This is a genomic window from Alteriqipengyuania abyssalis (assembly GCF_019857185.1).
GTDB lineage: Bacteria > Pseudomonadota > Alphaproteobacteria > Sphingomonadales > Sphingomonadaceae > Alteriqipengyuania > Alteriqipengyuania abyssalis.
In genome coordinates this window covers 811,144-830,927 of sequence record NZ_JAHWXP010000001.1, presented here as the reverse complement: position 1 = coordinate 830,927, position 19,784 = coordinate 811,144, and the positions used below count along the sequence as shown (strand labels likewise).

Sequence of the window (19,784 nt, the reverse complement as noted above, 5' to 3'; positions counted from 1 at the left end):
GGGACTCTTTACGCGGGCAACAGCGCGTCCGCGTAATCGCCCTCGTACTTGCCGATCAGGGCGCGGTCGTCGTGATCCCACGGGTGGAAGCCGGGTTTGAAATAGCCCAGCCACGCCGGGAAGCAGCGGCGCAGAACGCCGGGCGTGCCGAACAGATACTTCGCCAGCCCCCAATGGGCGCGCGCACCGGTGATCCCGTCCTGCGCGAGCAGCTCGATCGCGTCCTTCCAGCGGTTGTTGAGGAAGCGTCTGGTGACCTCCAGCATGATGATGCTCCGTCGCGCCCAGCGCTGGAACCCGGTCCAGCCTTGCGTCGCATGCTTCCAGGTGTCGTAGGCGACGCCCTTGTGCTCGATCTCCTCGACCGCGTGCCATTCCCACATCTTACGGACCTCGGGGTCTGAATCCTTGAAATGCTGCGGGTTGGCGAGGAATTCGTGCGCCATCATCGCGGTGTAGTGCTCCAGCGCCATGGTGATCCCCAGCTTGGCGATCGCAGGCTGATCCGCCGCCATGTCGAGCAGTTCCTTCGTGCGCCGGTCGATCATCTCCATGTCGTAGCCCGCATCTGCGGCGAGGCGGTTGAACGCGATGTGCTCGCGCGTGTGGTTGATCTCCTGCTTCACGAAAGCGCGGATCTCCGCCGCAAGCTTGGGATCGGTCCCTTCGCGAAAGGCCTTTACCGATTCGATAAAGAAGGCTTCCCCGCGCGGGAATGTGCCCGACAGCGCGTTGTGCCACGCAGTGCCGAAGGGCTCGCCAGCCCACCAGCGGGAGGGCGTGGTGCCCCTGTTGAAGCGCTCGTCGCGAATGGTGATCGCGGGGTTGGCGGCAAGGGTTTGGTCGTGGGCGGTCATGCTGACTACTCCATATTTCCGTAACGTCGGTCGTTCGGTGCATTATAACTTACACCAATGTCAGTAGCATTAACAATAATGTCAGTAGGAGGTTCCTTGCCGCATCCGCCCCCGCGCACTACCACGCTTCGATGGCTACACGCAGACGTCTGAGTCCCGAAGAATCCCGCGCCGGAGCGCTCGAAGCCGCGCGCAACCTGCTGATCGAGGCGGGCCCGCAGGCGGTGACGCTGAAGGCGGTGGGCGCGCGGGTCGGGCGTACGCACGCGAACCTGCTGCACCACTTCGGCTCTGCCGCCGGGTTGCAGCACGCGCTGGGTGTCTATCTGGCTGAGTCCGTGTGCGACCGGATTGCAGCGACAATCCGCGCCAGCCGATCGGGCGGGGCGAGCCCGCGGATGATCGTGGATCAGGCGTTTGACGCCTTCGATGGAGAGGGCGGGGGCGCGCTGGTCAGTTGGCTGCTCGCCACGGGCCAGGAAGACGCGCTCGAACCTTTCGCCAAGGCGATTCACCAGATGATCGAGACGGTGCACAAGGAAGAGCTGGGCGCGGATCAGCCGGCGGATCGCGATGCGCTGGAATCCACGCTGACGGTGGTGCTGCTGGCGCTGGGCCAGTCGCTGATCGGCGGGCCACTGTCATCCGCGCTCAAACTGCCGAGTCACACCGCGCGCGACATTGCCGAGCGGTTCGTGGATGATTCGCTGGAGCAGATTGAGCAGCGGGGCGCTTAGGGGCGTCTGGGCGCTCGGGCTCGCGGCTTGTCCGTTTGATCGAAGAAGGCACTGGCGTGGGTCGGGCCCGGGGCGACGAGATCTGAGGTGGCGCGTCGGCATCGTCCGGCGGACATCTTGCGATCTGTCGTCGCTCGAACCGTCATCCTGAACTTGTTTCAGGGTCCAGTCTGCCGCTTGAACTGTCGGCGCGGTCGGTAGTCTGGATGCTGAAACGAGTTCAGCATGACGTTTGGTGCCGCTACTCCGCAGCTTCCAGCCGCATCCACCCAGGCGCCAGATCGGCGGTTATATCCGCCACCCGCAAATGATCGACCGCCAGACCGAGATCGGGATACTCCGCCTTGCGCCGCTTCTCCTCCGACCGCTCGAGCGGGACCACCACCAGCCGCCGGTTGACCTTCTGCCGCCAGTTCATCCGCGCGGTGTTTTCCTGGCCGATATAGCAGCCCTTGGAAAAGCTGACGCCGTGTAGCTCGACCGCATTGGTTTCCAGCCACAGGATGTCGCCCAGTTCGCCTTGGCCTTCGGGCACGCCGAGCGAGAGGCGGTGGGCCAGCCATGCCGCATCGGCAGGCTCGCTGTCGTCGGCGGGCGCGATCCAGCGATGGCCGAGCGCGGGGAGGCGAGGATCGGGCGGATGCGCGTCGATCGGCTCGGTACTCCAGTGTACGGCCAGGCTTTCGTCGCGCGCGATCTCGATCTTGCGGCGCAAACGATAGAGCGACAGGCGTTTGGCAAGGTCGTCCGCCATATGCGCCTCGCAATCGAGCAGGATCGTCGCCCCATGCTCGCCCGCGCGGCCCGGCCACACGATCATGTCGAACATGGTCTTGCCCTGCGCGCTCAGCAGCGCGGCATAGGCGGGCAGTTCCCCGGTGACGTCGTTGGTCAGCAGGCCTTGCAGGAAGCCTGCGACATCCTCTCCGGCTGCGGTCGGGCTGAGGCGGATTACGGCGCGGTTCTGAAGGCGGGTAGCTGTCATGCCTGCCGAGATAGGGCTCCGCGTGCGATCATGCCACCCGGCGCTGTCCTACAGGCATGGCGGCGCGTACAATGGTTGCGCGATGCGCTGCATGACCAACTCCTTCCGCCTGTTTCTCGTGGCCGCGAGCGGGGCAGGGTTTTTGATCCCTGGACTGTGTGTCAGGTGTGTCAGGGCTCCCCTGCGCGGGCCTGTTGGGCTAGGGGGCGGGGCATGACCGAAATGCTCACGATCCGCCGCCCCGACGACTGGCACGTTCACCTGCGCGATGGCGCGATGCTGGAAAGCGTGGTTGCGGCCACCGCGCGCCAGTTCGCCCGCGCGATCGTGATGCCCAACCTAACGCCGCCGGTGACGAGCGCCTCGCTGGCGCGCGCCTATCGCGACCGGATCCTGGCGGCCGTGCCTGAAGGCATGGACTTCACGCCGCTGATGACCGCCTACCTGACCGACGATACCGATCCGGCGGACCTGATCGGGGGCTATCGGGATGGCGTGTTCACTGCGGCCAAGCTCTACCCCGCCAATGCCACCACCAATTCCGCGCATGGCGTGACCGATATCGGCAAGCTGCGCCCGGTGTTCGAAGCGATGGCAGAGGCGGGCATGGTCCTGTGCGTCCATGGTGAGGTGACCGATGCCGAGATCGACATTTTCGACCGCGAGGCGGTGTTTATCGAGCGCATCCTTGCGCCGCTGCACCGCGACCTGCCGCAGCTGAAGATCGCGTTCGAGCATATCACCAGCCGCCATGCGGTGGAGTTCGTGGAAAGCGCGGGCGAGAATGTCGGCGCGACGATCACCCCGCACCACCTCCACATTAACCGCAACGCGATGCTGGTCGGTGGGATGCGGCCGCATGCATACTGCCTGCCGGTTGCCAAGCGGGAAGAACACCGGCTTGCGCTGCGGGCGTTCGCTACGGGCGGCTCGTCCAGGGTCTTCCTCGGCACCGACAGCGCGCCGCACGAACAGCACGCCAAAGAAAGCGCGTGCGGCTGTGCGGGGATCTACAACGCGCCGCACGCGCTGGAGGCCTACCTGCAGGTGTTCGAGGAAGAGGGCGCGCTCGATCGCTTCGAAGCCTTCGCCTCGCTCAATGGGCCGCGCTTCTACGGCCTGCCGGTGAACGAGAGCACGGTGACGCTGGTGAAGCGCGAGCAGACGGTGCCGGAGAGCATTCCGGCAGCGGCCACGCAGGTCGTGCCGTTCATGGCCGGACAGACGATCGGGTGGAGCCTTGCCGGGGGCTAGGCCGCCGGGACCGGCTTGCGCGCCGCGCGGCGCTTGACCAGCAGGTCCCACACGAAGATCGCCGCGGCGAGCCAGATGCAGCCGAAGCAGAACAGCTCTGCCGGATGCAGCTCCTCGCCGAACACGGTCAGGCCGAGGATGAACACGATGCTGGGCGCGAGGAACTGGACGAAGCCGAGCACCGAGTAGTCCATCCGCCGCGCGGCGATCGCGAACATCAGCAGCGGCACGGCGGTCAGCAGCCCGCCGAGCATGATCGAGAGGGAGAGCGCGATGCTGTTATCGAAGGAAGAGCCCTGCGGGCTCGCCCAGTACCACGCGGCAACCCCGAGTGCGGGGATCAGCAGGATCGCGCTCTCGATGGTGAGGCCGGGCAGCGCGCCGACAGGCACCTGCTTGCGCAGCAGGCCGTAGGTCGCGAAGCTGAAGGCGAGGGTCAGGCTGATCCACAGGGTCGACAGCGCGCCCGCGGCGAGGATCGCGATCCCGACCGCAGCCAGCGCCACCGCAACCCACTGCGCGCGGCTCAGCGTCTCCTTGAGGATCAGCGTGCCGAGCAGGATGTTGACCAGCGGATTGATGTAATAGCCAAGGCTGGCCGCATAGACCTCACCCTGTTGGATCGCCCAGACGTAGACCAGCCAGTTGATTGCAATGAGGAGTGCACTGGCCCCCAGCACCAGCACCGCGCGCACGTCCTTCAGAGCCTCGCGAATCGCGGGAAACTGGCCGCGGAAGGCGACGATGAGGAGGCAAACCGGCAGTGTCCAGACGATCCGCCAGCCGACGAACTCGAACGCGGGCACCTGCTTCACCAGCAGCAGGTACAGGGGCATGAACCCCCATACGACATAGGCGCCCAGCGCCTGCGGAAGGCCGGAAGGCCGGGGTGCTTCGTTCTCGCTCACGAGTGCGCCGTAGTCCTGTACGAAAGCCTGAACAAGCGTTGCTGATCGTTCAGCTTAGCGCCGCTATTTATGAACGCATGCCGATTCGGAAGGGCAAACAGCGTGCCTGCCGATCGACCCGGAATTACGAGCTTTGGCGCTTCCACGGGAGGGCCAGGGCGCGGCGTCCCACCAGCGTCGCGGAAAACGCCCCGGCACGAAAGTGTCGGGGCGTTTTCAACATGACAGCCCGCTCAGTCCGTCTTGAACCCGACACCCATGCTCGCGCGCGGCTGGCCGATCTCGCTGCTGGCGACCGGGTAGGCGCAGTAATCCGCAGCGTAATAGGCCGCCGGGCGATGGTTGCCCGACAGGCCGAGCCCGCCGAAGGGTTGCTTCGAGGAGGCGCCGTTGGTCGGCTGGTTCCAGTTGACGATGCCGGCGCGGATATTGGCCCAGAAGTGGTTGTAGTCTTCCGGAGCACCACCGATCAGCGAGGCCGACAGGCCGAAGCGCGTGTTGTTCGCCTCGGCAATGGCGGCGTCCAGATCGGGCACCTTGATGACCTGCAAGAGCGGGCCGAATAGCTCGACATCGGGGCGCTCTTCCATCGCGGTGGTGTCGATCAGCGCAGGCGTGACGAAGGGCTTGTCTTCCTGCGGCCGCTTGAGGTGGCGGATTGCCTTGCCGCCGTTGGAAAGCAGATAGAGGAAGCTCTCCGCCAGCTGGTCGGCTGCCTGGTTGTCGATTACGCAGCCCATGAAGGGGGCGGGGTCGGCGAAAGGCTCGTCGATGATGATCTTCGGGATCAGGTCTTTCACGGCCTGAACCGTCTCGTCGTACATGTCTTCGGTCACGATCAGGCGCCGCGCGGCGGTGCAGCGCTGGCCTGCGGTGGTGAAGGCGGAGCGGGCGATCAGCAGCGCCGCATCCTCCACCTTGGGTGTCTTCATGACGACGATCGGGTTGTTGCCGCCCATCTCAAGCGCCAGGATCTTGCCGGGGTTGGTGGCGCATTTGCGGTTGATCGCGATCCCTGCTTGCGCGCTGCCGGTGAACAGCACGCCGTCCACTTCGGGATGCGCAACCAGTGCCTTGCCTTCGTCCGGCCCGCCGATCAGCGCCTGGACGACATGCTTGTCGATCCCGGCGCGGTGGAAACACTCGACCAGCAAGGCACCCACGGCCGGGGTCTTCTCGCTCGGCTTGAAGACCACCGTGTTGCCCGCGATCAGCGCGGGCACGATGTGGCCGTTGGGCAGGTGCGCGGGGAAATTGTAGGGGCCGAGCACGGCCATGATACCGTGCGGCTTGTGACGCACGGCGGAGCTGCCGCCCAGTGCGCTGTCGAGCTTCTTCTGCCCGGTGCGTTCGAGATAGGAATTGATCGAAATCTCGACCTTGCCGATGACGGCTTCGACTTCGGTCTTGGCTTCCCACAGCGGCTTGCCGGTTTCGCGCGCGATCAGCTCTGCGAATTCGTCGGTTGCGGCGAGCACTTCGTTGGCGAAGCGGCGGACCAGTTCCATCCGGTTGGCGACCGGGCGCGAGGCCCAGCCGGGAAACGCCTCGCGCGCGCGGGCCACCGCCTCGTCGACATCTCCGATGGACGAGCGAAAGAGTTCCCGCCCGGTGGCGGGTTCGAAAGACACAATCTCGGAAAGTGGCACTCCGGGCAGTTCCTCAGTTCCTCGTCTCGGCAGTTATGCTGCCGCATTCTGGCCTAGCGGCGCGCATTAGCGTGCCTTTTCGCTTTCGTCACCTGTTCCGCGCGAGGCGGGAACCGGCGGAGTTCCGTGCGCCTGCCCCATCCTGCGGACCGCAGCGACCTTGTCCAGCAACGGCTGCCAGTCGTCGTCGCGGTCGATTGCGGACCAGATCGCTTCCACCTCGTCGTACAGCATGCTCTGCGGCGCGCCGTCGTTCCAGTAGTCGTGATCTGAACCGATCGCCTCATAACCGGCGAACAGTGCCTGAAGTTCCGCGCTGTCAGCCCGTCCGCCCCGGTGGGAGAAGAAGAATGCGTCGGGCGATTGCCCGGTTTCGCGCATGTGCCGCTCGCACGCTGTTATGAGTGCAGCGTCGCGGGGCTCGTCCAGCGAGTCGACTCCCAGCCGCCACAGCCACCGCCTCCGAAGGTGGGCGGGATAGAGCGTACCGAAGCGCTCAAGCGCGGCAATAAGGCCTTCCGAGGGGGCAACGAGCCGCAAGGCGGTGGCAAGCTGTGCACAATTCCAGCCGAGCGCCTCTGGCTGGCGTCCGAAGGCATAAAGCCCGGCGTGATCGAAATAGGCGGCGGTGAAGCCGGGTTCCCATCCGGGCAGCCAGCGCCACGGGCCATAATCGAAACTCTCGCCCGAGATGTTCATGTTGTCCGTGTTGAGCACGCCGTGGACGAAGCCTGCGACCATCCAGCTGGCGGCGAGATCGGCCATCCGGTCGACCACCTGGTGCAGCAGCCGCACCGCCGGCTCGTCCCGGTCGGGCGCATCTTCGGGCGGGGGCGGGCCGGGGAACTGGGTCAGGCAATAATCGACCAGCTGGCGCATGTGCTCAGGCTCGTCGTGGGCGAGCAGGCGCTGGAAGGTGCCGATGCGGATGTGGCCGTGGCTGAGCCGGGTGAGCACCGCTGAGCGGGTGGGCGAGGGTTCGTCGCCGCGAACCAGCTGTTCGCCCGTCTCCACGATCGAGAATGTCTTGGAGGTATCGACGCCAAGTGCCTGAAGCATCTCGGTTGCAAGCAGTTCGCGCACCGCACCCTTCAGCGTCAGCCGCCCGTCGCCCGCGCGGCTCCATGGCGTCTGGCCCGAACCCTTGGTACCCAGATCCATCAGGCGGCCACGCTGGTCGCGCAGCTGGGCGAACAGGAAACCGCGCCCGTCGCCCAGTTCCGGATTATACACCCGGAACTGGTGCCCGTGGTATCTCAGCGCGAGCGGCTGCGGCAGATTGCCGGGGAGAGTTTCGAACCGGCCGAAATGGGCGAGCCATTCGTCGTCCGACAGGTCGGCGAGGCCGATATCGTCCGCCGCCCGGTCGTTACGCCAGCGCAGCGTCGTGCGCGGGAAGGCGGCGGCCTCCACCGGATCGGCGATCCAGTCGGCCAGATCGAGGATCGGCGGGGAGCCGGTGTCGCGGTGCTGTTGCGGAATTTCGACCATCGCGGCAATAGTGGGGCCGCGCGGGCTCCCGCGCAACCGACCCGTCCAGATCACGTTTGAAAGATGCCCATGGATCAGCGCTTTACCGATGGCTTTTGGCGCAGTTCCGACGGCCTCAAGCTCTATTACCGCGACTATCCGGGGGGCGAAGACGGGCGTCCGCCGATTATCTGCATGCACGGGCTCACCCGCAATTCGCGCGATTTCGCCGATCTGGCAGAGCGGCTTTCGCCCGAATGGCGCGTGATCGTGCCCGAAATGCGCGGGCGCGGGCAGAGCGACTATGCCGAGGACGCGGCGACCTATACCCCGCTCAACTATGTCGAGGATGTCGAGGCGCTGCTTGCCGAGCTGGGCATCGACCGCTTCGTCGCGATCGGCACTTCGCTGGGCGGGTTGATGACGATGCTGCTCGCCAGTCGCGCTCCCGATCGGCTCGCGGGCGCGGTGCTCAACGATGTCGGCCCCGAGATCGACGAGGCCGGGCTCGAGAAGATCCGCAGCTATGTCGGCCAGGGGCGCAGCTTCCCGACTTGGATGCACGCCGCGCGCGCCCTTCAGGAAACGCACGAGGACGCGCACCCGACCTACCAGCTGGACGACTGGCTGCTGGCGGCCAAGCGCGTCATGGTGCTGGGGCAGAACGGGCGGATCAGCTTCGACTACGACATGGCGCTGGGCGATGCCTTCCGCGAGACGCCGGACAGCGGGGGGGCACCGCCTGCCAACCTCTGGCTGGCGTTCGAGTCGCTCGGCAACACACCGCTGCTGCTGGTGCGCGGTGCGCTGTCCAATCTGTTGTCCGAGGAAACCGTGCGCCAGATGAAAGTCCGCAACCCGGGGATGGAGGTCGTCCTCGTGCCCGATACCGGACACGCGCCGATGCTCGACGAGCCGGAGGCGGTCGCCGCGATCGACGCGCTGCTGGCGAAGGTCCGCACCCGGGTAACCGTTTGATGGCGGGCGCCGCGCGCGAAGGGGCACCGCGCGTCCTCCATCTCCACTCCACCTTCGCGGCGGGGGGCAAGGAGCTGCGCAGCGTGCAGCTGATCAACGCCTTCGGCGAATCGCTGCGCCATGCGATCGTCTCTGCCGATCCGGGCCAGTACGGTGCCGCAGAGCATATCGAGCAGGGGGTGGAGGTCCGCTACCCGCGTGATTTCCCCTCGCTACAGGGCAAGCCCCTGCCGCGGCGGCTCCAAAAGCTCGCCCGCGCGATGCAGCCCTACGATCTGGTGCTGACCTACAACTGGGGCGCGATGGACGCGGTGATGGCGCACACGCTGTTCACCGATGCGATGGGCCTGCCGCCGCTTATCCATCACGAGGATGGCTTCAACGAGGACGAGCAGGAGCGGTTGAAAACCAGCCGCAACTGGTATCGGCGGATCGCGCTGGGCAAGACCAGCGGGCTGGTCGTCCCGTCAGAGGTGCTGGAGGGGATTGCGCTGCATGCCTGGCAGCAGCCGATCGGCCGCGTGAAGCACATCCCGAACGGGATCAACACTGCGAAGTTCTCCGCCAGCCCGCCGCCCGACGCGCTGCGCGGGGTGATCAAGCATGAGGGCGAGCAGTGGATCGGCGCGCTGGCAGGCCTGCGCCCGGTCAAAAATCTCACCGCGCTGGTGCGCGCTGTCGCCCACTTGGCGGAGGACTGGCAACTGGTGATTGTGGGCGAGGGGCCGCAGCGTGACGCGATCCGCGATGCCGCGGAGGCGGCGGGGATCGCCCACCGCGTCCACCTGCCCGGCTTCGTCGCCAACCCGGCGAGTTATATCGGCCTGTTCGACATCTTCGCGCTGTCTTCCCGGTCCGAACAGTTCCCGCTCTCGGTGGTCGAGGCGATGGCCGCCGCGCTGCCCGTGGCCGCGCCCGCCGTGGGGGATATCGCCGCGATGGTGGCGCAGGAAAATGCGCCCTTCATCGTGCGCCCGAACGACGAGACCGCGCTGGGCGAGGCGTTGCAGGTGCTGGCCACCGACCCGGATTTGCGGGCGCAGATCGGGGAAGCCAACCGGGTGAAGGCGCGCAAGCACTTCGACGCGGCGGACATGGTTGCGGCCTACCGCCGGCTTTACGACAGCGCACTGGGCGGCGGAGTGATCCGCTGACCGGCAGCCGGGCGTGCTTTCAGCGCCCATTCACCCGCGCTGCTGTTCAACCGGTGGCTATTGAATTGACGGCGTCATGGTTTAAAGAACCGCCCCGTTCCCGGCAGTTTTAAGGAAAGTCCCCCAGGCGTGGCCCTGTTACCCAATCGCGACAGCGCAAAGGCGGCCGACCGCAAGGCCAAAACCCAGGCCGCACAGGACGAAGCGCTGCTGCGCGAGGTGGACGATGCCGTCCGCACCGACCAGTACCGCCATGTCTGGACCCGTTACGGGATCTACATCATCGGTGTGGTGGTGCTGGGGCTGATCGCGTTCGCCGCCGTGCTGTTCTTCAGCGGGCAGAGCGAAGGCAACCGCGAATCCGAATCCGAAACGCTGGTGACCGCGCTCGACCAGGTCGAGGCGGGCAATCTGGATCAGGCCGACGAGGCGCTGGCACCCCTGGCCGAAGATGGCCGGGGCGGCGGCAAGACGCAGGCCCAGATGCTGCGCGCGGGCATCGCGCTGGAGCAGGGCCGGGCGAAGGAAGCCGCAGAACTGTTCAGCCAGGTCGCCGCCGACAAAGACGTGCCTCAACCGGTCCGCGATCTCGCGGAACTGCGCGCGGTCGTTGCCGGCTATGACTCGATGAAGCCTGCCGAGGTGATCCGCCGCCTGACGCCGCTCGCCCAGCCTGACCAGCCTTATTACGGCAGCGCGGGCGAGATCCTGGCGATGGCCTATCTCGAAGGTGGCGACAAGGAACGCGCCGGCAAGCTGTTCGGCGAAATTGCCATGGACGACGACGTGCCCGACACGATCCGCGGCCGCGCGCGCCAGATGGCGAGCTCGCTGGGTGTGGATGCGGTCGGCGATGTCGACGAACTGATCGAAAGTCTGCGCGGGTCCGCCGGCGCAGGCGGTGCGCCGCCGATGGGCGCGCAGCCGGAATAACCGGCGCACACATAACACTTGGCCCCCGCGACGGGGCGACATTTCGGAGGATGACCTTGCGATCCATTGGTGCCACCCCGCTTCTTCTCGCGGCGCTGCTCGTCACCGGCTGTTCGGGCGGTCTGTTCGGCGGCGGAGACAAGAAGGTTACCCCGACCGTGGGCAACCGCGAGCCGGTTCTCTCCCGCATCGAAAGCGGTGCCAAGGTCGACCCCACCATCTCCGGCGTTTCGGTTGTGCTGCCTCCCGCACGCGTCAACGAAACCTGGGCGATGGCCAGCGGTACGCCGAGCAAGAGTTATGGCAACCTCGCGCTGGGTGCGAGCCCGACCCGCGCGTGGAGCGCGCAGATTCCGGGATCGAGCAACAAGCGTCGTCTCGGCGCCGCCCCGATCGTTGCCGACGGTACGCTCTACGTCACCGATACTGCCGGCACGGTCCATGCGTTCGATGCGGATACCGGTGCACGCAAGTGGGAGTACCGGCCGGAGATCGACTCGGGCCTGCGCGGCACGGCCTTCGGTGGCGGCATCGCGGTGGCGGGCAATCGTCTGTTCGCGACCAGCGGCACCGGCCAGGTCGTCGCGCTGAATGCGGCCGATGGCAGCGTAATCTGGAGCGCCAGCCCCGCCGGGCCGCTGCGCGATTCCCCCACGCTCGCCTTCAATCTCGTGTTGGTGATGACGCAGGACAACCGGATCATTGCGCTCAGCCAGGATGATGGCTCGATCGAATGGGAAAACTCCGGCTCGTCGACGCAGGCGGGCGTGTTCGGTGTGGCATCGCCCGCAGCCGGGCAGGGCACGATCGTTGCGGGCTACAGCTCGGGCGAACTGGTCGCCTATCGTTACGAAAACGGGCGCGAGCTGTGGGCCGATGCGCTGGCGCGCACCTCGATCTCGACCGAGGTCGGCAGCCTGACCGATATTGATGCCGATCCGATCATCGATGGCGGCCGCGTCTATGCGCTGGGCCAGGGGGGCCGCATGGCCGCCTACGAACTGGTCACCGGCCAGCGCGTGTGGGAACTCAACCTCGCCGGGATTTCGACCCCGGCGCTGGCAGGTGAGTGGCTGTTCACGCTGACCAGCGATGCGCGCCTGCTGGCGATTGCCCGGGGCAGCGGCAAGATCCGCTGGATCACCCAGCTCGCCCGCTATCGCAATGAGGAAGACCGCAAGGGCCCGATCTTCTGGACCGGTCCGGTGCTCGCCAACAACATGCTCTACGTCGGCAATTCTAACGGTGAGCTGTGGCAGCTGAGCGTGGGCGAAGGAGCGGCGAACCTGATGACCGAGCTCAAGGCCGGGATCAGCCTCCCGCCGATCGTCGCCAACAACACGCTCTACGTACTCGACGACAGCGGCACCATCACCGCGTTCCGCTAAGGGCGGTGGCGCGGCGGCCTTCGAGCCGCCGCGTTACCGACCATTTAACCCTTTTGGGCCTAAGGCGGCGTCATGCGCGAAGACGCCTCCAGCTCGCAACCGCCCCGCAGCGATGTTTCCGCTGGCGTAGGTCTCGTCGGCCTCGCCGGGCTTCTCGGCTGGATCGCGTTCTGCCGCGCCTTCCCTGACATCTCGACCGCGCTCGACCTGCCCGGGCCCCATGCACGGCTGGCCGGTCCCTATGCGGCGCTATGCGGCCTGCTCGCCAGTGGTGTGCCGATGGTGCTGTGGTCGATCCTGGTCGACAAGGTCCATCGCCGCCCTTCGACCGGGCTCGTGCTGGGCAAGCGAGGCCCGGCCCACAGTACGCGGGCAATCTCCTTCACCAAGCTTACCGGCCTGTGGGCGACCTGGGCGGTGATTGCCGTGCTCTACGGGCTCTGCCGCTGGTATTGGGATGGGAATTACCTGTTCGCGATGGAGGTGCTGGCCTACGCCGCGGTTCCCGCGCTGATCCTCTCGGTGCCCTATATCTTCTGGATCGACCGGCGGATGGAGGAGCCCCGCGACGGCACCTGGCATTTCGGGGCCTTCCTGCTCGCGCGCGAGGAGTGGGACCGCGAAAAGGTCATCGGCCACTGGCGCGCGTGGATCATCAAGGGCTTCTTCGGCGCGTTCATGATCTCAATCCTGCCCGGCGGTTTCGCCGAGGTGGTGAACGCCGATCCTGCCGCGCTGGCGACCCGGCCCGGTGCGCTGGCGCTGGCGGTCATCTCGTTGCTGTTCGTGATCGACGTGCAGATCGGGACGGTCGGCTACGTGATGACGATGCGCCCGCTCGATACGCATATCCGCAGCGGGAACCCGTTTCTCGCCGGCTGGATCGCGGCGCTGCTGTGCTACCCCCCGTTCGTCTACGGGATCACGGGCGCGGGCGGCCTGCTATCCTACGAAAACAACGCTCCCGGCTGGCAGCACTGGCTGGCGGGCGAGCCGTGGCTGATGGCGCTGTGGGGCGGCTGGCTGGTGGTGCTGACCGGCATGTATGCCTGGGCGACGGTGGTCTTCGGCCTGCGGTTCTCCAACCTGACCTATCGCGGGGTGATCACCCACGGGCCTTACCGCTTCACCCGCCACCCGGCCTATCTCTCCAAGAACCTGTTCTGGTGGAGTGCGGCGCTGCCCTTCCTCGTCACCAACGGAGGCCTGCTGGAGGCGGTGCGCAATGTCGTGGGCCTCGCGCTCGTCTCGGGCATCTACTACTGGCGCGCGCGCACCGAAGAGGCGCACCTGCTGCGCGAAGATGCCAAGTATCGCGAATATCACGCGTGGATGAGCCGCAACGGCCCGCTCACGGTCGCGATCGGGGCGCTCGGCCATGCGATCTCGCGCGGGCGAAGCCAGCAGCCGCTCCACCCCGCGGAATGAACGCCGCAGCCTAGAAGCTGTACTTGTAGATCCGGGTGATATCGCCGCCCCATTCGCCGTGATAGCGATCGAGCATCCGCTGCGCGGGCGATTTGCCGCTTTCGACGATTTCGTCAAGCGTCTGAAGAAAACCGGTCTCGTTATCGCCGCCCGTATTCAACCGCGCACGTGCGGTAAGGCCCGACCGGGCGATTTCGAGCACGTCCTTGCCCAGATCCTGCAGCGTGCGGCCGCCGGGGACGCTCGCGGCGAGCCCTTCCTTCGGCACGGCGTTGCGCAGCGCCTCGCGTTCTTCCATCGACCAGTCCTTTACCAGATCCCACGCCGCATCGAGCGCGCCTTGGTCGTATAGCAGGCCGACCCACAGCGCGGGCAGCGCGCAGATCCGGCTCCACGGCCCGCCATCGGCACCGCGCATTTCGAGGAAGCTCTTGAGCCGGACTTCGGGGAAAGCGGTCGAGAGGTGGTCCCACCAGTCGCTCTCGGTCGGCTTTTCGCCGGGCAGGATCGACAGCTTGCCATCGAGAAAATCGCGGAAGCTGAGACCCGCCGCGTCGAGATATTTCCCGTCTCGGAAGACGAAGTACATCGGCACGTCGAGCATGTAGTCGACATAGCGTTCGTAGCCGAAATCCTCGTCGAACACGAAGGGCAGCATGCCGGTGCGATGCGGATCGGTGTCGGACCAGATGTGGCTGCGGTAGCTCAGGTATCCGTTGGGCTTGCCCTCGGTGAACGGCGAATTGGCGAACAGCGCCGTCGCGAGCGGTTGCAGCGCGAGGCCGACGCGGAATTTCTGCGCCATGTCGGCTTCGGAGGAATAGTCCAGATTGACCTGGATGGTGCAGGTCCGCAGCATCATGTCGAGCCCGAGATTGCCGACCGTCGGCATGTGCCGCGCCATGATGTCGTAGCGGCCCTTGGGCATCATCGGCAGGTCTTCGCGGGTCTTGTCGGGCCACATGCCAAGGCCGAGGAAACCGACTCCGCAGCGTTCGCCGATTTCCTTCACCTGGCTGAGGTGGCGACCCGCCTCGTTGCAGGTCTCGTGCAGGTTTTCGAGCGGTGCGCCCGAGAGTTCGAGCTGGCCCGCGGGTTCAAGGCTGACCGTGCCGTCATCGCCGCTCATCGCGATAACCTTGCCGCCTTCTTCGACCGGCTTCCAGCCGAAATCCTGCAAACTCAGCAGGATATCGCGGATGCCGCCGGGCTCGTCATAGCTCGGCGCGTGGAAGTCGTTGCGCTTGTAGACCAGCTTTTCATGCTCGGTCCCGATCCGCCAGGCGGATTTGGGCTTTTCACCCGCTTGCATCGGAGCGACCAGCTGGTCGCGGTTCTCGATGACGGGATCGTCTTCGTTCGATGCGTTGCGTGTGCTCATCGGGTGGCGTTAGAAAACTGGTTCTCGCGAGGGAAGGAAATTATTCTTCCCCTCCTGACACAGGAGACCAGTCGCCCGCCTGCGCCATCCAGATCGAGATCGCGGCAATGGTCGCGGTTTCGCCGCGCAGGATGCGCGGGCCGAGCGTGACCGGGGTCGCCTGAGGCAGGGCGCGGATCGCCGCGCGTTCGGCATCGTCGAAGCCGCCTTCGGGGCCGGTGAGAATCGCGGAAGGGGCACCGTGGCGGGCGAAGGCGCTGGCCGCATCCTCGCCCCCTTCCTCATCGGCGAAGAACAGCGCACGCTCTGCGGGCCAGTCGGCCAGAAGCGCGTCCAGCTTCACCGGCCCGGCCACCTGCGGCAGTGCGGTGCGCGCGCATTGCTCCGCCGCCTCGGTGACGATGGTCGCCGCACGTTCGGGGTTGAGCTTGTCGGCGACGCAGCGGCGGGTGACGACCGGGCGGATCGCGGCGACGCCCAGCTCGGTCGCCTTTTCCAGCACCAGGTCGAAACGGTCTTTCTTGAGCAAGGCGGGGCACAGCCACAGGTCGGGCACCGCCTCGCGCTCGCGCAAGCGCTCGACCACGGTCACCTCGACTCGCCGCTTGTCCACCTGCCCGACTCGGGCGGCCCATTCGCCGGTCACATCGTCGCACAGGATCACCGTGTCGCCTTCGGACACGCGCATGACCTTGCCCAGATAATGCGCGCGATTGCCGTCGAGAGCGAACGTGCGGCCCTCGCCAAGCTCGTCCTCGACGAACAGGCGCGGGGCGCTTTTCGGGGGCCAGGCGGGGGTGGCGGGCATGGCTGGGCAGGTGCCACGCGGCGCGCTAGGGAGCAAGTCCATGAGCACCAGCGACTCCGCCGAAACGATCGTCCCCGACAGCGAGCACAGGGGGCTGATCGAGCGGCTCCCGCAGCTCCCTCGCGATCTTGCCCAGCTGGCCCGCTTCGACCGGCCGATCGGCTGGTGGCTGCTGTTCTGGCCCTGCGTCTTCGGCGTGTGGCTGAGCGGCACCGGCTGGCAGTTCGGCCTCCTGCTGTGGTTTCTCGCCGGTTCGATCGCGATGCGCGGCGCGGGCTGCGTCTATAACGACATCACCGATGCCGAGCTGGACCGGCAGGTGGCGCGCACCGCCAGTCGCCCGATCGCCAGCGGCCGGGTGAGCAAGCGGACCGCGTGGATATGGCTCGCAGCGCTCAGCTTCGTCGGCCTGATCGTGCTGCTGCAGCTTCCGCTGCAGGCGCAGATCATCGCCTTGGCGAGCCTGCTGCTGGTCGCCGCCTATCCCTTCATGAAGCGGATTACGTGGTGGCCGCAGGCGTGGCTGGGGCTGACCTTCAACTGGGGCCTGCTGGTCGGCTGGGCGACTCTGGCCGACGCCAACTGGAGTGTCGCGATCGCGGTCTATCTGGGCTGCGTCGCGTGGACGATCGGCTACGACACGATCTACGCCGTGCAGGACAAGGAAGACGACGCGCTGGTCGGCATCCGGTCGAGCGCATTGCGCATGGGGGGCAAGGTGAAGCAGGGCGTGGCGACATGTTACGCACTGGCAGTCGCGCTGTGGGCGCTCGGCTTCTGGCTGTTGCGGGCGGACCCGGTCGCGTGGCTCACGCTGCTGCCGGTTGCATGGCACCTCGGCTGGCAGGTTGTGACGCTGGACGAGAAAGACCCGGGCAACCCGCTGCACCGTTTCCGCGCGAACCGCTGGGCAGGGTTCCTGTTCGCGGCGGCGTGCTTCGTGGTCGGCAACGCGGGGGCCTGAGTTCGGCACTTTTGCCGCGAACGATCCCGGTTTTCGCCGGGATGACGCCCGCGCAGCTGTTTACTTTTCGTTCCACGGACCCGAAACTGGACTGCGATGGCCGCGCCGACCCCCGAACCGCCTGCTCTGCCCGCGCTCCACGCCAGCCATGCCGGGCTGTGGCTGGCCGCGCCCGATGGCACCACGCAAGAGATCGGCAAGGGGCAGGCGATCAATGCCTGCGCCGATACGCCGGTGCTGCTGCTCAACGCGCCGCTGGTGGCCGCGCGGCTGGGCTATCCCGATCTCTCCGGGCTCGACCTGCTGGAGCTGTACGCCTTCCTCCACCCCGCGCGGTTCTGCGTCCCCACGCCCAAAGGGCTGGCTGCCACGCTGGGGATCGACCCGCCTGAGGACGAGGGCGCAACGCCTGCCTTCCTCCAGCGCGCGCTCGCCGCGATGCTGGCGGTGTGCGGGCGCGATGACTGGGCGGAGCGACACGGCGCATGGAGCACGCTGCAATCGCTCGCCCGTGCGCGCTGGCCGTGGGCGCAGGTGCTCGCCTCGTTCGTGGAGCGACCCGAATGGGCCGAGCGCTGGCTGTTCGCGACCCTGCCCGAATGGGAGGATGCGCCGGAGCGTCCGCAACCCGCGCAGGTCTCGATCGGCGAGGAAGAGGTGCAGGCTCAGCTTGCCCGGCTGACCGGCGAAGGCGCGGAGAAGCGCGAGGGGCAGCGCGCCTATTCAGGCGATGTCGCCCGCATCTTCGCCCCCCGTGAGGGGCGGGGCAAGCCGCATCTGCTGCTGGCACAGGCGGGCACCGGGATCGGCAAGACTCTGGGCTATCTCTCGCCTGCAAGCGTGTGGGCGGAGCGGTCGCAGGGCACGCTCTGGGTCAGCACCTATACCAAGAACCTCCAGCGCCAGCTGCGGCGCGAGAGCCGCCGCGCGTGGCCCGAAAAGCGCGCCGATGGCAGCGCGCCGGTCGTGGTGCGCAAGGGGCGGGAGAATTACCTGTGCCTGCTCAACCTCGAAGACGCGATGCAGGGCGGGTTTGCCGGGCGCGGCGCGGTGCTGGCGCAGCTGGTCGCACGCTGGGCGCAGTATTCGCGCGATGGCGACATGATCGGCGGCGATCTGCCCGGCTGGCTGGGCACGCTGTTCCCCCGGCGCGGGATCACCGCGCTGACCGACCAGCGGGGCGAGTGCGTCTATGCCGGGTGCCCGCATTACCGAAAGTGCTTCATCGAACGCGCCGCGCGGACGAGTGCTCAGGCGGACCTCGTGATCGCCAACCACGCGCTGGTGATGATCAATGCCGCGCGCGGGCGCCATCATGGCCAGCCGCCGACGCGGATGATCTTCGACGAAGGCCATCACGTGTTCGATGCCGCCGACAGCACCTTCGCCGCCGCGCTGAGCGGGCAGGAAGCGATCGAGCTGCGCAGGTGGATCATCGGCCCGGAACGCAACACGCGCGGGCGCAGACGCGGGCTTGCCGCGCGGCTGGCCGACATCGCATCCTACGACGATGCTGGCGGCGAGGCGGTGGAAGACGCGATCGAGGCGGCGCAGGCGTTGCCCGCCGACGGCTGGCTGGGGCGGATCGGCGAGGGGGCACCCTCGGGCCCGCTCGAAGAACTGCTCGCGCAGGTCCGCGCAACCGTGTTCGCCCGCGACGAGAGCGGCGGCTCCGAAGCGGGCTACGGGATCGAGACCGAAATCGCCGATCCTCCCGGGCCGCTGGTCGATGCCGCGCAAGAGGCGCAGGGCGCGCTGGCCGATATCCGCAAACCGCTGCTCAAACTCGGCCAGCGGCTGGAGGCGGTGCTGGAAGACGCGCCCGACTGGCTCGACGGGCAGGGGCGGGCACGGATCGAAGGCGCGCGGCACTCGCTCGCCTGGCGGGTCGATCTGATTGCCGCGTGGGAGGCCTTGCTCGGCAGGATCGGAGGGCCGACCGACCCCGATTTCGTCGACTGGCTGGCGGTCGACCGGTTCGAGGCGCGCGAATACGACATCGGCCTGCATCGCCGCTGGCTCGATCCGATGAAACCCTTCGCCAAGATCGTGCTCGAGCCAGCGCATGGCGTGATGCTGACCAGCGCGACTCTGGCCGACCGCGGCCCCGAGGGTGAGCCCGACTGGGCCCGCGCGATCGCATCGAGCGGGGCGGAGCATATCGGCCTGACCCCGCAGCTGGCCAGCCAGCCAAGCCCGTTCGATTACGCGAGCAAGGCAGAGGTGCTGATCGTCACCGACATCAAGCGCGGCGATATTGCCGGCCTTGCCGGAGGCTATGCCCGCCTGATCGAGGCGGCGGGCGGCGGAACCCTGGGCCTGTTTACCGCGATCAAGCGGTTGCGCGCGGTCCATGCGCGGATTGCGGACCGGCTCGCGCGCGGCAACCTGCCGCTTTACGCGCAGCACGTCGACCCGATCGACACCGGCACGCTTACCGATATTTTCGGCGACGATCCGCGCGCCAGCCTGCTCGGCACGGATGCCCTGCGCGACGGGATCGACGTGCCGGGCGACAGCTTGCGCAGCGTGGTGCTGGAAGCCGTGCCCTGGCCGCGCCCGACCATTCTGCACCGCGCCCGCCGCGCCGCCTTTGCGGACGAGGCGGGCGGCGGCAGTGCCTATGACGACCGGATCATCCGCGCGCGGCTGGCGCAGGCCTTCGGGCGGCTGATTCGCTCGCGTGAAGACAGCGGGCACTTCGTTGTGCTCTCGCCCGCGTTCCCCAGCCGTCTGCTCAGCGCCTTCCCCACTGGCACGCCGATTCACCGCGTCACGCTGGACGAAGCCGTATCGCGCCTTGCAGCGGGGCCACCGGCAAGGCAGGGAGGAACCCTGCCCGCGCGTGAAGACACGACGACGGGCTGAGGATGCAGCGCTCATGAGGCGG

16 protein-coding genes are annotated in these 19,784 nt (G+C 67.1%); 9 read left to right on the top strand and 7 right to left on the bottom strand.

All coding sequences use genetic code 11. The features are described from left to right. Window positions 1-8 precede the first annotated feature (8 nt). Window positions 9-857, bottom strand: a complete 849-nt coding sequence (locus KYN89_RS04110) for a metal-dependent hydrolase (RefSeq protein WP_222823912.1) — start codon at window positions 855-857, stop codon at window positions 9-11. A 131-nt stretch (window positions 858-988) separates the two neighbouring features. On the opposite strand from KYN89_RS04110, the gene KYN89_RS04105 reads away from it, so the two are divergent. Next, the gene (locus KYN89_RS04105) at window positions 989-1,594 is read left to right on the top strand and encodes a TetR/AcrR family transcriptional regulator (protein ID WP_222823911.1); all 606 of its coding nucleotides are present in this window, start codon (window positions 989-991) and stop codon (window positions 1,592-1,594) included. A 241-nt stretch (window positions 1,595-1,835) separates the two neighbouring features. Here KYN89_RS04105 and ygfZ read toward each other — a convergent pair whose 3' ends face one another. Then, complete coding sequence (gene ygfZ, locus KYN89_RS04100) at window positions 1,836-2,579, bottom strand: CAF17-like 4Fe-4S cluster assembly/insertion protein YgfZ (RefSeq protein ID WP_222823910.1); 744 nt, start codon at window positions 2,577-2,579, stop codon at window positions 1,836-1,838. Between the two features lie 213 nt (window positions 2,580-2,792). Here ygfZ and pyrC point away from each other — a divergent pair, with 213 nt between their 5' ends. Next, entirely contained in the window at window positions 2,793-3,833 is a 1,041-nt protein-coding gene (pyrC, locus tag KYN89_RS04095) for a dihydroorotase (RefSeq protein ID WP_222823909.1), read from the top strand. Here pyrC and rarD read toward each other — a convergent pair. The 3 genes from rarD to KYN89_RS04080 all read right to left on the bottom strand — a co-directional run bounded on the left by rarD (window position 3,830) and on the right by KYN89_RS04080 (window position 7,881). Next, window positions 3,830-4,741 carry an EamA family transporter RarD gene (gene rarD / locus KYN89_RS04090; RefSeq protein WP_222823908.1) on the bottom strand — a complete coding sequence of 304 codons (912 nt, stop codon included), beginning with the start codon at window positions 4,739-4,741 and terminating at the stop codon, window positions 3,830-3,832. The two genes, pyrC and rarD, sit on opposite strands and share 4 nt — an antisense overlap. A 233-nt stretch (window positions 4,742-4,974) precedes the next feature. Beyond that, a complete protein-coding gene (locus KYN89_RS04085) occupies window positions 4,975-6,372 on the bottom strand; it encodes a succinylglutamate-semialdehyde dehydrogenase (protein WP_346727188.1) in 1,398 nt (465 codons plus the stop codon). An 84-nt stretch (window positions 6,373-6,456) separates the two neighbouring features. Then, on the bottom strand, window positions 6,457-7,881 hold the full coding sequence (locus KYN89_RS04080) for a protein adenylyltransferase SelO family protein (protein ID WP_222823906.1): 1,425 nt from the start codon (window positions 7,879-7,881) through the stop codon (window positions 6,457-6,459). A gap of 69 nt (window positions 7,882-7,950) precedes the next feature. On the opposite strand from KYN89_RS04080, the gene KYN89_RS04075 reads away from it, so the two are divergent. The 5 genes from KYN89_RS04075 (at window position 7,951) to KYN89_RS04055 (ending at window position 13,741) form a co-directional block, all read left to right on the top strand. Continuing rightward, complete coding sequence (locus KYN89_RS04075; RefSeq protein ID WP_222823905.1) at window positions 7,951-8,838, top strand: alpha/beta fold hydrolase; 888 nt, start codon at window positions 7,951-7,953, stop codon at window positions 8,836-8,838. Beyond that, a complete protein-coding gene (locus KYN89_RS04070; RefSeq protein ID WP_222823904.1) occupies window positions 8,838-9,992 on the top strand; it encodes a glycosyltransferase in 1,155 nt (384 codons plus the stop codon). Before KYN89_RS04075 ends, KYN89_RS04070 begins: the two co-directional genes overlap by 1 nt. A 129-nt stretch (window positions 9,993-10,121) precedes the next feature. Beyond that, complete coding sequence (locus KYN89_RS04065; protein WP_222823903.1) at window positions 10,122-10,925, top strand: tetratricopeptide repeat protein; 804 nt, start codon at window positions 10,122-10,124, stop codon at window positions 10,923-10,925. 50 nt (window positions 10,926-10,975) lie between these two features. Next, on the top strand, window positions 10,976-12,313 hold the full coding sequence (locus KYN89_RS04060) for an outer membrane protein assembly factor BamB family protein (protein WP_222823902.1): 1,338 nt from the start codon (window positions 10,976-10,978) through the stop codon (window positions 12,311-12,313). A gap of 72 nt (window positions 12,314-12,385) precedes the next feature. Further along, a complete protein-coding gene (locus KYN89_RS04055; protein WP_222823901.1) occupies window positions 12,386-13,741 on the top strand; it encodes a methyltransferase family protein in 1,356 nt (451 codons plus the stop codon). Between the two features lie 10 nt (window positions 13,742-13,751). Here the strand turns inward: KYN89_RS04055 and KYN89_RS04050 are convergent, their stop codons facing one another. After that, window positions 13,752-15,122 (bottom strand): glutamate--cysteine ligase, encoded by a 1,371-nt coding sequence (locus KYN89_RS04050; protein WP_222823900.1) that lies wholly within the window; start codon window positions 15,120-15,122, stop codon window positions 13,752-13,754. 40 nt (window positions 15,123-15,162) lie between these two features. Beyond that, the gene (locus KYN89_RS04045) at window positions 15,163-15,930 is read right to left on the bottom strand and encodes a 16S rRNA (uracil(1498)-N(3))-methyltransferase (RefSeq protein ID WP_222823899.1); all 768 of its coding nucleotides are present in this window, start codon (window positions 15,928-15,930) and stop codon (window positions 15,163-15,165) included. Window positions 15,931-15,970: 40 nt separating this feature from the next. Between KYN89_RS04045 and ubiA the strand changes: the two genes are divergently transcribed. Then, complete coding sequence (gene ubiA, locus KYN89_RS04040; RefSeq protein ID WP_222823898.1) at window positions 15,971-16,894, top strand: 4-hydroxybenzoate octaprenyltransferase; 924 nt, start codon at window positions 15,971-15,973, stop codon at window positions 16,892-16,894. 96 nt (window positions 16,895-16,990) lie between these two features. Further along, window positions 16,991-19,762 carry an ATP-dependent DNA helicase gene (locus KYN89_RS04035; RefSeq protein ID WP_222823897.1) on the top strand — a complete coding sequence of 924 codons (2,772 nt, stop codon included), beginning with the start codon at window positions 16,991-16,993 and terminating at the stop codon, window positions 19,760-19,762. The last annotated feature ends 22 nt before the right edge of the window (window positions 19,763-19,784 follow it).